Source organism: Glycomyces luteolus, assembly GCF_027622875.1.
In the GTDB taxonomy this organism is placed as follows: Bacteria; Actinomycetota; Actinomycetes; order Mycobacteriales; family Micromonosporaceae; genus Glycomyces; species Glycomyces luteolus.
Genome location: NZ_JAPZVP010000013.1, coordinates 79,211 through 92,909 on the forward strand (window position 1 = coordinate 79,211; position 13,699 = coordinate 92,909).

At 70.9% G+C, this 13,699-nt stretch carries 10 protein-coding genes; 7 read left to right on the forward strand and 3 right to left on the reverse strand.

Annotated features, from left to right (window positions below; translation table 11 throughout):
- Positions 1–7 precede the first annotated feature (7 nt).
- Complete coding sequence (gene purD / locus O1R50_RS16710; protein ID WP_270111256.1) at positions 8–1,228, reverse strand: phosphoribosylamine--glycine ligase; 1,221 nt, start codon at positions 1,226–1,228, stop codon at positions 8–10.
- Positions 1,229–1,568: 340 nt separating this feature from the next.
- Between purD and purB the strand changes: the two genes are divergently transcribed.
- The 4 genes from purB (at position 1,569) to purL (ending at position 6,308) form a co-directional block, all read left to right on the forward strand.
- A complete protein-coding gene (gene purB, locus O1R50_RS16715; protein ID WP_270111257.1) occupies positions 1,569–2,987 on the forward strand; it encodes an adenylosuccinate lyase in 1,419 nt (472 codons plus the stop codon).
- A gap of 107 nt (positions 2,988–3,094) precedes the next feature.
- Positions 3,095–3,340 carry a phosphoribosylformylglycinamidine synthase subunit PurS gene (purS, locus tag O1R50_RS16720; RefSeq protein WP_205324642.1) on the forward strand — a complete coding sequence of 82 codons (246 nt, stop codon included), beginning with the start codon at positions 3,095–3,097 and terminating at the stop codon, positions 3,338–3,340.
- The gene (gene purQ / locus O1R50_RS16725) at positions 3,337–4,035 is read left to right on the forward strand and encodes a phosphoribosylformylglycinamidine synthase subunit PurQ (RefSeq protein ID WP_270111258.1); all 699 of its coding nucleotides are present in this window, start codon (positions 3,337–3,339) and stop codon (positions 4,033–4,035) included. Before purS ends, purQ begins: the two co-directional genes overlap by 4 nt.
- Positions 4,032–6,308 (forward strand): phosphoribosylformylglycinamidine synthase subunit PurL, encoded by a 2,277-nt coding sequence (gene purL, locus O1R50_RS16730; protein ID WP_270111259.1) that lies wholly within the window; start codon positions 4,032–4,034, stop codon positions 6,306–6,308. Before purQ ends, purL begins: the two co-directional genes overlap by 4 nt.
- A 200-nt stretch (positions 6,309–6,508) precedes the next feature.
- Here the strand turns inward: purL and O1R50_RS16735 are convergent, their stop codons facing one another.
- Positions 6,509–6,850: a sterol carrier family protein gene (locus O1R50_RS16735; protein WP_270111260.1), complete on the reverse strand. Its 342-nt coding sequence runs from the start codon at positions 6,848–6,850 to the stop codon at positions 6,509–6,511.
- 286 nt (positions 6,851–7,136) lie between these two features.
- On the opposite strand from O1R50_RS16735, the gene O1R50_RS16740 reads away from it, so the two are divergent.
- The 3 genes from O1R50_RS16740 (at position 7,137) to purM (ending at position 12,450) form a co-directional block, all read left to right on the forward strand.
- Positions 7,137–9,176 (forward strand): carboxypeptidase regulatory-like domain-containing protein, encoded by a 2,040-nt coding sequence (locus tag O1R50_RS16740; RefSeq protein ID WP_270111261.1) that lies wholly within the window; start codon positions 7,137–7,139, stop codon positions 9,174–9,176.
- Positions 9,177–9,856: 680 nt separating this feature from the next.
- Entirely contained in the window at positions 9,857–11,374 is a 1,518-nt protein-coding gene (purF, locus tag O1R50_RS16745) for an amidophosphoribosyltransferase (RefSeq protein ID WP_270111262.1), read from the forward strand.
- A complete protein-coding gene (purM, locus tag O1R50_RS16750; RefSeq protein WP_408612729.1) occupies positions 11,329–12,450 on the forward strand; it encodes a phosphoribosylformylglycinamidine cyclo-ligase in 1,122 nt (373 codons plus the stop codon). Before purF ends, purM begins: the two co-directional genes overlap by 46 nt.
- Here purM and O1R50_RS16755 read toward each other — a convergent pair.
- Entirely contained in the window at positions 12,416–13,471 is a 1,056-nt protein-coding gene (locus O1R50_RS16755; RefSeq protein WP_270111264.1) for a phosphatase PAP2 family protein, read from the reverse strand. The two genes, purM and O1R50_RS16755, sit on opposite strands and share 35 nt — an antisense overlap.
- Between the last annotated feature and the right edge of the window lie 228 nt (positions 13,472–13,699).

A 13,699-nucleotide genomic window follows, 5' to 3' on the forward strand; every position in this document is an offset into this window, starting at 1 on the left:
GTGTCGCTCAGATGTTGGCGGCGATGTCCTTGCGGTAGTAGCCGCCTTCGAGCTTGACGCCTTCGGCGAGGGCGTAGGCCTCTTGGCGCGCTTGGGCGACCGAGGCGCCGGTGCCGACGCAGTTGAGGACGCGGCCGCCGGTGGCGATGAGCTGGCCCGAGGCGTCGAGCGCGGTGCCGGCGTGGAAGACCCCGGCCTCGTCGGCGCCGTAGAGCGGGCGCCCGGTCACGGTGTCGCCCGGGTAGCCCTCGTTGGAGACGACGACGCACACGGCCGCGCCTTCGCGCCACCACAAGGATTTGATCGTGTCGAGCTTGCCGGTCGCGGCGGCGTGCAGGAGCCCGCCGAGCGGGGTCTCCAGGAGCGCGAGCACGGCCTGGATCTCCGGGTCGCCGAAGCGGGCGTTGAATTCGACGACCTTGAGGCCCTTGGAGGTCAGGGCCAGGCCGCAGTAGAGGGTGCCGACGAACGGGGTGCCGCGCCCGGCGAGCTCGGCAAGGGTCGGTTCGGCGACGCGCTCCATGATCTCGGCGACGAGGTCGTCCGGGGCCCACGGCAGCGGCGTGTACGCGCCCATGCCGCCGGTGTTGGGGCCGGTGCCGCCGTCGCCGATGCGCTTGAAGTCCTGGGCGGGCAGCAGCGCCTTCGCGTGCGTGCCGTCGCTCACGACGAAGAGGGAGACCTCGGGGCCGTCGAGGTATTCCTCGATGACGACGCGCTCGCATTCGAGCGCGTGGGCGAGGGCCTGCTCGCGGTCCTCGGTGACGACGACGCCCTTGCCGGCGGCGAGGCCGTCGTCCTTGACGACGTACGGCGCGCCGAACTCGTCGAGCGCGGCCTCGGCCTCCTCGCGGGTCTTGCAGACGCGCGCGGCGGCGGTCGGGACGCCCGCGGCGGCCATGACCTCTTTCGCGAAGGCCTTCGAGCCCTCGATGAGGGCGGCTTCGCCGCTCGGACCGTAGACCGGGATGCCCTTGGCGCGCACCGCGTCGGCGACGCCCGCGACGAGCGGGGCCTCGGGGCCGATGATCACGAGGTCGGCCGCGGAGGTCACCGCCAGGGACGCCACGGCGGCCGGGTCGGTCTGGTTCACCGGCACGCAGTCGCCGAGGGCGGCCATGCCGGGGTTGCCCGGCGCGCAGATGAGCTTGGTGACGGATTCGTCTGCGGCCAGCGACGCCGCGAGGGCGTGCTCGCGGCCGCCGGTGCCGATCAGGAGTACTCGCACACCGCCAGTTTACGTGGCGGATACGTGCAGGTTAACCGCCACGCCGAGTGGTTCCCGGCACTCGGGACCGCGAGCGGGCCCTGAACGGGGGCCGCGCTCGCGTCTTGTCCTCTTTCGGGTGACAACGGCGATTCGGGCGCCGGTTCTTGTCGTACCCGGCGGGGATCGTGGGCGCTACGGTCCCCTGGGTGGGTGGGGGCTTGGGATGGTCTAACAGTGACCCACCCTTACTAGGGCGGGTACGCGCACAGCGCCAGCATCGAGGCTCGACCGCGCCGACCGGGTCACGGTCGGACGCCGACCCTGCGCAGGCGTGCACGAGCAGTGCCATGATGGGCGCGTGACTGCGAATGTGCTCGCCGAGCGTTATGCCTCCGCCTCGATGCGCGACATCTGGGACCCCGTCGGCAAGATCAAGGCCGAGCGGCGCCTGTGGCTGGCCGTCCTCCAGGCCCAGCACGACCTGGGCGTCCACGTCCAGGACGGCGTGATCGCCGACTACGAGCGCGTGCTCGACCAGGTCGACCTCGCCTCGATCGCCGAGCGCGAGCGCGTCACCAAGCACGACGTGAAGGCCCGCATCGAGGAGTTCTCCGACCTTGCCGGGCACCAGCACATCCACAAGGGCATGACCAGCCGCGACCTCACCGAGAACGTCGAGCAGATGCAGGTCCGCCAGTCCCTCGAGCTGGTGCGCGACCGCCTCGTCGCCGCCCTCGTGCGCCTCGCCGCCCGCGCCGCCCAGCACCGCGACCTCGTCATGGCCGGACGCAGCCACAACGTGCCCGCCCAGGCCACCACCCTCGGGAAGCGCTTCGCGACCTGGGCCGAGGAGCTCCTCGCCGCCCTCGACCGCATCGAGGACCTGCTCAAGCGCTACCCGCTGCGCGGCATCAAGGGCCCCGTCGGCACCGCCCAGGACATGCTCGACCTCTTCGACGGCGACACCGCGAAGCTCGCCGAGCTCGAGACCCGCGTCGCCGGGCACCTCGGCTTCGACCGCGTCATGGACTCGGTCGGCCAGGTCTACCCGCGCTCCCTCGACTACGAGGTCGGCTCCGCGCTCGTCCAGGCCGTCGCCGGGCCCTCCTCCGCCGCGATCACGATCCGCCTCATGGCCGGGGCCGAGCTCGCCACCGAGGGCTTCATGCCGGGCCAGGTCGGCTCCTCCGCCATGCCGCACAAGATGAACACCCGCTCCTCCGAGCGGGTGAACGGCCTCGCCGTGGTCGTGCGCGGGTACGCCGCGATGCTCGGCGAGCTCGCCGGCGACCAGTGGAACGAAGGGGACGTCTCCTGCTCGGTGGTCCGCCGCGTCGCCCTCCCCGACCTGTTCTACGCCGTCGACGGTCTGTATGAGACATTCCTCACGATCCTCGACAACTTCGGGGCCTACCCGGCCGTCATCGGCGCCGAACTCGACCGGTACCTCCCCTTCCTGACGTCCACAAAGGTCCTCATGGCGGCCGTCAAGCAGGGAGGCGGCCGCGAGGACGCCCACGAGGCCATCAAAGAGCACGCCGTCGCCGTCGCCCGGGCCATGCGCGAGAACGGCCAGCGCGAGAACGACCTCTTCGACCGCCTCGCCGCCGACCCGCGCCTGCCCCTCGACCGGGACGGCCTCGACGCCCTCGTTGCGAATCCGGGTGAATTCATCGGCGCCGCAGGCGATCAGGTGGACCGTGTAGCCGAAAGAGTGGCTTTGGCGGCCAAATCGCACCCCGAGGCCGCGTCCTACCGGCCGGGAAACATCCTATGACTCGCTGTGACCTGGCACCGTCCTCGTAGCTCGGCACTGGCCCTGGTCAGGGCCGGTGAATATGCTTGGCCTGTTGTCCCGTCCATGTGACCGACAGGAGTGCGCCCGTGGCCCGTGTAGTGGTCGACGTGATGCTGAAGTCCGAAATCCTCGACCCCCAGGGTGAGGCCGTCCTCGGGGCGCTGCCCCGCCTCGGCGTCAACGACGTGTCGTCGGTGCGGATCGGCAAGCGCGTCGAGATCGAGTTCGACGAGAACGCCCAGAACGTCGAGGAGCAGTCGCGAGTGATCGCCGACCAGCTCCTGGCCAACCCGGTCATCGAGAGCTTCTCGCTGTCGATCGAGGGCGCATGAGCGCGCGCGTCGGGGTCGTGACCTTCCCCGGCTCGCTCGACGACCGGGACGCCGCCCGCGCGGTGCGCCTCGCCGGCGGCGAGCCGGTGGGGCTGTGGCACGACGACGCCGCGCTCGGACGCGTCGACGCCGTGTTCCTGCCCGGCGGGTTCTCCTACGGAGACGCGCTGCGCTGCGGGGCCATCGCCCGCTTCTCGCAGGTGATGGACACCGTGAAAGCCGCCGCGGCCCAGGGGATGCCCGTCCTCGGGGTGTGCAACGGCTTCCAGGTGCTGTGCGAATCGCACCTGCTGCCGGGGGCCCTGGTGCGCAACGCCCACCTGCGCTACCGCAACCGTCCCGCGCGCCTGCGCGTCGAGACCTCCCGCACCGCGTGGACGCGTCTCTACCAGCCGGGCAGCGAAGTGGTCTTCCCCGCCAAGCACGGCGAGGGCCGCTACGTCGCCGACGAAGCCGTCCTGGACGAGCTCGAAGCGAACGGCCGCGTGGTCTTCCGGTACCTCGACAACCCGAACGGTTCGATGCGCGACATCGCCGGGGTGACCAACGAGGCCGGGAACGTCGTGGGCCTCATGCCCCACCCCGAGCACGCCGTCGACGAGCTGACCGGCCCGTCGACCGACGGGCTCGGCATTGTCGCCTCCGTCCTGGCCCACCTCACCGGGGCCGTCGACACCAGTGGAGTCAGCCGATGAGCCAGCTCAACGTCGCGATAGACACGGTCGGGGTCGCCGACGCGACCCCCGACGAGAAGCAGCCGTGGCTTGAACTGGGCCTGAAAGAGGACGAGTACCAGCGGATCCGCGAGATCCTCGGGCGCCGCCCCACCCAGTCCGAGCTCGCCATGTACTCGATCATGTGGTCCGAGCATTGCTCGTACAAGTCGAGCCGCGTGCACCTGCGCCAGTTCGGCGAGAAGAACCCGAAGACCCCGCGCCTGCTGGCCGGGATCGGGGAGAACGCGGGCGTCGTCGCCATCGACGAGAACCTCGCGGTCACCTTCAAGGTCGAATCCCACAACCACCCGTCGTACGTCGAACCGAAGCAGGGAGCGGCCACCGGCGTCGGCGGCATCATCCGCGACATCATCGCCATGGGCGCCCGCCCGATCGCCGTCATGGACTCCCTCCGCTTCGGCGCCATCGACCACCCCGACACCGCCCGGGTCCTCCCGGGCGTCGTCGACGGCATCGGCCACTACGGCAACTGCGTGGGCCTGCCCAACATCGGCGGCGAGACCTACTTCGACCCGTGCTACCAGGGCAACCCGCTCGTCAACGCGCTCAGCGTCGGCGTCCTGCCCCGCTCGCGCCTCCAGTCGATGCAGGCCAGCGGCGTCGGCAACACCGTGATCCTCATGGGCGCCAAGACCGGCCGCGACGGCATCGGCGGCGTCTCCGTGCTCGCAAGCGCCACCTTCTCCGAAACCGGTGAAGGCGACGCCCGCCCGAGCGTCCAGGTCGGCGACCCGTTCACCGAGAAGCTGCTCATCGAGGTCTGCCTCGAGCTCTTCGACGCCGGACTCGTCGTGGGCGTCCAGGACCTCGGCGGCGCCGGGCTCACCTGCGCGCTCTCCGAGACCGCGGCCGCCGGCGACGGCGGCATGCACGTCGACCTCGAACGGGTCCCGCTGCGCGCCAAGGGCATGGAGCCGCACGACATCCTCGCCTCGGAGTCGCAGGAGCGGATGCTCCTCATCGTCGACCCCGCCAAGGCCGAGGAAGTGCTCGCGCGCTCGCGTCGCTGGGGCCTGCTCGCCACCGAGATCGGCACCGTCACCGACTCCGGTCGCCTGGTGATCGACTTCCACGGCCAGACCGTCGTGGACGTTCCGCCGAAGTCGCTCGCCGACGAGGGCCCGGTCTACCACCGGCCCATCGCCGAACCGAACGACCTGGCGCTCATCGCCGTCGACCGCGCCGAGACGCTGCCGCGTCCGACCACCGACGAGGAGATCCGCCAGACCGTCCTCGACATGGCCGCCAGCCCGAACCTGTGCGACAAGTCCTGGATCACCGAGCAGTACGACTCCTCGGTGTTCGGCAACACCGTGCTGGGAACGCCGCACGACGCGGGCGTGGTCCGCTTGGACGAGACCACGGGCGTCGGCATCGCGATCTCCCTGGACGGCAACGGCCGCTTCGCGCGGCTCGACCCGTACACGGGCGCGCAGCTGGCGCTCGCCGAGGCCTACCGGAACGTCGCCGTCACCGGTGCGACCCCGATCGCCATCAGCGACTGCCTCAACTTCGGCTCGCCGGAGGACCCGCACGTGATGTGGCAGTTCGAGCGTGCCGTCACCGGCATCGCCGACGGCGCGCAGAAACTCGGCATCCCGGTCACCGGCGGCAACGTCTCGTTCTACAACCAGACCGGCCGCGACGCGATCCACCCGACGCCCGTCATCGGCGTGCTCGGCGTGATCGACGACGTGCACCGCCGCATCCCGCTGGGGCTGGGCAAGACCGGCGACACGATCGCGCTCATCGGCGAGACCCGCGAGGAGCTCTCGGGCTCCGAATGGGCCTCGGTGAAGCACGGCCACCTCGGCGGCGTCCCGCCGGTCGTCGACCTCGACCACGAGATGAAGCTCGCCGAGCTCCTCTCGCGCATGGCCGAGACCGAGCAGCTCGCCGGCGCGCACGACCTCTCCGAGGGCGGGCTGGCGCAGGCGCTCGTCGAGGCGATCTGCCACTCCGGGCTCGGCGCGCAGGTCCTCCTGCCCGAGGGCGCGGACCCGTTCACGTACCTGTTCTCGGAGTCGTCCGGGCGGGTGCTCGTGGTGATCCCGCGCGGCCAGGAGCTGGCCGTGCGCACCGCCTGCGAGCAGCGCGCCCTGCCGATCACGCCGCTGGGCGTGGCCGACGCGAACACCGACGGCCTGCACCTGCGGGACCACTTCGACATCGGCCGCGATGAGCTCGAGGCGTCCTGGAAGGGCCGCATCGGCGCCCTGCTGGGCGAGTAGCGCATCGACACGAGAACCGCCCCGGGGCTTCGGCTCCGGGGCGGTTCGTTTTCGGGGCACGCCGAAAGCCGCCGTGCCTCTGGGTTAAGGGTCCCCGGTTTTCCAAGCTAGCGGGGTGGACCTGAAGCGGACCTGAAGCGACCTGAAGCCGAGCTGAAGGCAAGGAGACGCGAGTCGCCATATAAGAGAGGTATCGGCGGCTACTCGCCGATGAGTTCGCCCTCGGGGGTCGCGAGCGGGAGCAGTCGGCTGAGGTCGGCGCGCTGACCCGAGGCCGTGACCTTGCCGGTCGCGACCGCTTCCTGCCATGCGGTGCGGCCGGTGGCGAGGAGGAGGAACACGAGCGGTTGACATTCCACGACGTTCGGGGGAGTGCCGCGGCGGTGCCGCGGGCCTTCGACGCACTGCACCGCCCCGTACGGCGGGACCCGCACTTCCACGGTGTGACCAGGGGCTTTAGCCGCCAGCGCCTGGAGGAGTCCCCGCACGGCGCCCTTGAGCGTCTCCCGATCGGGGGCCTCATCGTTGTCGATTGCGGCCATGGCATCGACCACAGCATCCACGAGGAGACCTCCGACCCACGTTAGACTGCCCGTTACGGCACGTCACCGAACCGGCGTGCCCCAGAAAATTGTGTGCTCTCAGACCACTGCGCGCTCGGTCGCCCGGGCGCCATATGGTTGCCGCAGTGCCTGCACCCCGGTCCCGTGACCGAAATGAGACCAGGCATAGTGGCGACGATGGCCCGCTTCCGTGGGTTCGTCGTGCCTGCCCGTGGCAGATCGCCGCGAGTAGCGCCGGATGGCACATGCCCAGGAGGGGATGTAGATGACCGTAGCGTCCGAACCGAGCGGGACCCAGACTAACGTCCCGCGGTCCCGGCGCGGCGGACGGGGTGGCCTGCGGTCACGCCTGGCCGGCCTCGCCGCGGCGGGCGGCGTCCTTCTCGGCATCCTCGCGTTCCCGCAGGCCGCGTCCGCGCAGGACGTCGCAGGCTGGTTCAACGGCTCGTTCAATCCGAACCCGGTGTCCATCGGCGGTCAGGCCACGGTCATCAGCTTCACGGTGATGAACAACAACCCCGTGCAGCCCAAGGACATCACGGTCAAGGCGAAGGTCGACGGGCTCAACGACGTCGTCGGCGGCATCGACAACGACGGCGGCGCCGGCCTCTGCACCCGCGAGGACGCGGACAAGGTGAAGTGCGCCCAGGTCGAGCCGGGCGGGCAGCGGACCATCTCGTTCACCGTCTCCACCGTGACCGAGTCCGAGCTGCCGAGCGGCGAGCAGGTCTCGGGGAACTTCACGGTCGACTTCGAGGGCCAGACCCAGTCCAGCGGACTCAGCGTGGTCGGCACTGCCACCGTCTCGACGGTCTCCTCGATCAGCGGCGAGGTGACCTCGAACGCCGAACCGGTGCCGGACGCGAAGCTCGAACTCACCGACGGCGAGGGCGGCGAGCACGAGGCCACCACCGACAGCGACGGCAAGTACGAGTTCACCGGCGACAACTCCAACCCGATCGCGCCGGGCGACATGACGCTGAAGATCACCGCGGAGGGCTTCGAGGAGAAGACCGAGGAGTTCAACGTCCGCGAAGGCAGCCAGACGTACCAGATGAACATCACGCTCGCCCAGGTCCAGGAGGCCGAGCCGAGCACGGCGGCGACCACCGAGGCCGCGCCGACCTCCTCCGCGGAGCCGAGCGAGCCCCCTGCCGACGACGGCGGGATGTCCGCAACGCTGATCTTCCTCATCATCATCGGCGCGCTTCTGGTGATCGGCGGCATCGTCGGCATCTTCTTCCTGCTGCGCGGCGGCAAGGACAAGGACGATGACGACGCGGAGAGCTTCGCCCCCGACACGCCGCCGGACCACACGCCGACCGCGGCCCAGGTCGGCACGCCCGGCGTCTACCAGGCCGCGCCCGGCCCCGAAGCCGACGCGCCGACGATGATCCACCCCGGCGGCCTCGTCGGCGGGAGCCCGGCCGCGCCGACCCAGTTCGGGCCCGCGTACGGCGGTTCGGATTCGACGCAGGTCATGCCGCAGGGCGGCTTCGGCGCCGCACCGGGGATGCCGGGCGGCCAGGTCGGCCCCGACGGCACCACGATCCTCCCGGTCGTCAAGCAGCCGGGCGGGCCCGGCGCCTCCGACGCCACGCAGATCATGCCGCAGGCGAACCTCGGCTCGCAGCCGCCGGCCGCGCCGCCGAGTCCTTACGGCGACATGGGTTCCAGGCACGCGGCCCCGTCGGCGCCGGCGAGCCCGGTCGCGCCTTCGAACCCGTACGACCCGGCCGCGACCCGGCCGCATCCGGGGCCGTCCCCGGCTGGCGCACCGAGCCCGTACGGCGACGCCGGTTCGACGCGCCCGCACCCGGCGCCCACGCCGCCGCCGTCCGCCGGTTCCATGTTCGATCCGCAGCAGCCGGGGCACGCGCCGCAGGACCAGGGCTACGGGGCGCCGAGCGCGCCGCGCGACCAGGGCTACGGCCCGCAGGGCTCGCCGAGCGCGCCGCAGTACGGTCCGGGCTCGCAGAGCTACGGGCCGCAGGGCGGCCAGCCGGGCTATGGCGCGCACGGTGCGCCGAGCGCTCCGCCGAGTGCGCCGCGCAGTGCCCCGCCGAGCAATGACGCGTACCCGAGCCAGTCGCTGCGCCGCGACCCGTACGCGCCGCAGGAGCAGCCTCCGCAGCCGACGGGCGAGTACGGGGCGACCCGTGCGATGCCGCAGTACGGCGACCAGCCCCAGCCGCCGGCCGCGCCGTACGGCGGCGAGCCGGACCGCGAGGGCGAGGACCCGGACGCCAAGCGCACCGACCGCCGCAACTGGGGCGAGTGGGACGACCGTCCCCGGTCCTGGTGACGGGAACGGTCTGAAAGCAACGGAACGCCGTGGGGGGGGGGGGCCGGGCCCGGGGGGGGGGGGGGCGGGGGCGGCGGGGGGGGGGGGGGGGGGGGGGGGGGGGGGGGTGGCGGGCTGTGTCCGTTACGTAACTCAACCCCCCCCCCGGGGGGGCGGTGTGCGCCCCCCCCCGGCGTTCCGCTTCGAGGGCTCAGGCGGCGAGGTCGGCGACGGCGCGGTGAGGCGTGAATGCGGTGCGGCGAGGGCCGGGCCCGCGGCGCGGGCCGGGCATAGGGCATGCCCCTTCCCACCCGCATCCGCCTCCGACCAACCGAAGAAATGCGATGACTCTCCCACACGGGTCCGACATTCGCGGTCAACGCGAGTCGGGCTCCGGTAGGGCCGAGGCACGGGGCGGTGGGCGGTTCAGCGTCCAGACGCTTTCGCGCGGGGCGCTTCGCCTTGACCGTGATCGCTTTCACCCGGGCGAAAGCGGCCTCCCTAGGCCGGTATGCGGCGAGTTCCACCTCTTCGGCGAGGGGTCCGGCCCACACCCGCCGTTGTTGGACGGTGGCGACTTCCCGCAGGTCCGATAGACTGTGATTGGCGGTTCCGCCAGATGGCGAGCTGGCAGGCCATCGGTGTATTCGGTGCCGCAGCTCGTGCGCCATCGAATCAGCCCAGCAAACTGAGGAGTTGCAGTGGCCCGAGGTGACGGTCGACTCACCACGGAACTCGATCCCGACAATCCCGGCCCCCGCGACGCCTGCGGCGTCGTCGGCATCTGGGCCCCAGGGGAAGAGGTCTCGAAACTCACCTACTTCGGGCTCTACGCGCTGCAGCACCGCGGGCAGGAAGCCGCGGGCATCGCCGTCTCCGACGGGGCGCGCACCGTCGTCTACAAGGACCTCGGCCTCGTCGCCCAGGTCTTCGACGAGTCCACCCTCGCCCCCCTCCAGGGCCACCTGGCCATCGGCCACGCCCGCTACTCCACGACCGGCGCCCCCACCTGGGAGAACTCCCAGCCGACCATCCGGTCGACCTCGACGGGCACCGCGATCGCCTTGGCGCACAACGGCAACCTGGTGAACACCGCCGACCTCCTCAAGGAGGTCGACCGGCTGGGCATCGACATGGGCACCACCACCTCCGACACGCACCTGATCACCGCGCTCCTCGCGGCGCACCCGGACGAGTCCGTCGCCGCTGCCGCCGAGCGGGTCCTCCCGCAGCTGCGCGGCGCGTTCTGCCTGGTCTTCATGGACGAGAACACGCTGTACGCGGCCCGCGACCCGCAGGGCGTGCATCCGCTCGTCCTCGGCCGCCTCGCCTCCGGCTGGGCCGTCGCCTCCGAGACCGCCGCGCTCGACACCATCGGCGCCCACTTCGTGCGCGAGGTCGAACCCGGCGAGCTGCTCACCATCGACGAGCACGGCCTGCGCTCGACCCGCTTCGCGAACCCCGAGCCCAAGGGCTGCCTGTTCGAGTACGTCTACCTCGCCCGCCCCGACACGAAGCTGGCCGGACGCAACGTCTACGCCACCCGCGTCGAGGTCGGCCGCACCCTCGCCCGCGAGTACCCGGCCGACGCCGACCTCGTTATCGGCGTCCCCGAGTCCGGCATCCCGGCCGCGATCGGGTTCGCCGAGGAGTCCGGGATCCCCTACGGCCAGGGCTTCACCAAGAACCAGTACGTGGGCCGCACCTTCATCCAGCCCTCGCAGTCTTTGCGCCAGTTGGGCATCCGCCTGAAGCTCAACCCGCTCGTCGACCAGATCAAGGGCAAGCGCCTGGTCATCGTCGACGACACGATCGTGCGCGGCAACACCCAGCGCGCCCTCGTCCGGATGCTCCGCGAAGCGGGCGCGGTCGAGGTACACATCCGCATCTCCGCGCCGCCGGTCAAATGGCCGTGCTTCTACGGCATCGACTTCGCCACGCGCGCCGAGCTCATCGCCGGATCGCTCGACACCGACGGCATCCGCGCCCAGATCGGCGCGGACTCCCTCGGCTACGTCTCGATGGAGGGCCTCGTCCGCGCCACCGAGCAGCCCGCGTCCCGGCTCTGCATGGCCTGCTTCGACGGCCAGTACCCCATCGAACTGCCCGCTTCCGACCTCATCGGCAAGCACCTCATGGAAACGCCGCAGGCAGCGAAGCCGGGCGCCCAGCGATCGACCGAAGCGAGCACGCAAGTGCGGGAAGGGACCACAGCGTGAGCAGCGGCACCACCACTCCGAGGACCATCTCCTACCAGTCCGCGGGCGTCGACATCGACGCCGGAGACCGGGCGGTCGACGCCCTCAAGCCCTTGATCAAGAAGACCGTCCGGCCCGAGGTGGTCGGCGGCATCGGCGGGTTCGCCGGGCTCTTCGCGCTCGACACCGAGAAGTACAAGAAGCCGCTGCTCGCCTCCTCGACCGACGGCGTCGGCACGAAGCTCGTGATCGCCCAGAAGCTCGACATCCACGACACGGTCGGCATCGACCTCGTCGCGATGGTCGTCGACGACCTCGTCGTGTGCGGCGCCGAGCCGCTGTTCCTCCTCGACTACATCGCCACCGGCCAGGTCGTGCCGGAGAAGATCGCCGACATCGGCGCGGGCATCGCCGACGGCTGCCGGTACGCCGGCTGCGCGCTCATCGGCGGCGAGATCGCCGAGCACCCGGGCGTCATGAAGCCCGACGACTACGACATCTCCGCCACCGGCGTCGGCGTCGTCGAGGCCGACCAGCTGCTCGGCCCCGAGCGCGTCAAGCCCGGCGACGTCGCGATCGCCATGCGCGCCTCCGGCGTCCACTCCAACGGCTTCTCGCTCGTGCGCGAGGCCCTGTTCGGCGTCGGCAAGATGGACCTCGGCACCGTGGTGCCGGAGTTCGGCAACCAGCGGACCCTCGGCGAGGAGCTGCTGACCCCGACCCACATCTACGCCAAGGACTGCCTCGAGCTCGCCAAGGAGTGCGACGTGCACGCCTTCGCGCACATCACCGGCGGCGGCATCGCCGGGAACCTCGTGCGGTCCGTCCCCGAGGGCCTCCAGATCGAGGTCGACCGCGGCACCTGGGCGCCGAACCCCGTGTTCGACGTCGTGCAGCGCATCGGCGGCATCGGCGGCGAGGAGATGGAGCGGACCTTCAACATGGGCATCGGCATGGTCGCCATCGTCGCCCCCGACCAGGTGGACCGCTCGCTGGCGGTGCTCACCGCCCGCCACGTCGAGGCCTGGACCATCGGCGAGGTGACCGAGGGCGACGCCGGCGTCAAGCTTTCGGGTGACTATCTGACGGCTGGCTAGGGATCTCAGGGTCCCCTTCGGGACCCTGGCCCGCGGCCTCCCCGTTGGCGGCGGCCTCGAGTTCGGCCGCTTCGATCGCGTCCCGGTGCTGCTTCGCCTTCGTGCTGAGCCACAGCCAGATCAGGCCGAGCGTCGGCAGGACCGCGGCCGCGATGAGCGCCGGGATCAGGTGCAGGGTCGGCGTGAGCATGACGCCGAGGATGAGCAGCACCGAGATCAGGATCGTGCGGCGCGTCGCCGGGTCGAACACCGACAGCGGGCCGAGCGGGATCGTGTGCCACGGCACCCGCTTGGCGCTGCGGATGATGATGAGGCCCAGCAGGAATCCGGCGGGCTCGTCCGTGAGCCAGTGCTGGCCCAGGTACACCTGCGAGCTGAAGACGATGACCGGCGGGGCGATGAGCAGCGTCCAGCGCGCCCACGCGGGGATGACGTGGCCGATGAGCATCACGATGAGGCCGAACAGCAGGATCGAGTTGACGGCGTGCCCTGAGGGGAACGCCGTCGCGTCGACGATGGCGCCGCCGCCCTCGGCGTGGTAGGTGAAGAGCATCGGCCCCTCGGGGGAGACCTCGAGGAGCTTGAACGGGTGCTGCGAGAGCGGGCGGCCCAGCAGATGCTTCAGGCCGAGGATGCTCGCCAGGGTGATGAACGAGATGACGTACATCAGCAGCGGCCGGATCGACCTCGAGCGGAGCGCGCACCAGATCGCGATCAGCAGCGTCACCGTCGCCACCGTGCGGGCCTGGCCGAACTCGGCCCCGCCCCTGGCGAGGGCGGTGAGCCATTCGAGGTCGTTGGCGTCCACGGCCCATAGGCGCACCTCCACGTCGAGGCGCACGAGCCACGACGGGTAGCTCACGGCGAACGAGAGCGCGAGGAACCCCAGGAACATGAAGACGTCGGGCCACCAGCTCTTGGGCCGCTTCCCGTACGGCTCCCAGTCGAACCAGCCCACGGGGATGTAGCGGCGCAGCGGCGTGATGATCTGTCCGACGAACGCGTCGTCACGGACAGTCACACCTCGGTCCGTGATCCCCGCACTCCTGCGCGCGGTCGCAGGCCGGTTCGATTCAGAAGGCATAGATGGATGTTCGCCTGCCAAAGTGAATTTTGATGCCGCCACACCCGAACTGGACCGAATTTGTTATCAGGTCGGTATATATGGTGTGGTTTGGGACGCACACAGATTGAGCTGCACCGATAGTCCGCGATTCCGGTCACGTTCTGACGTAGCGATAGTCGCGGG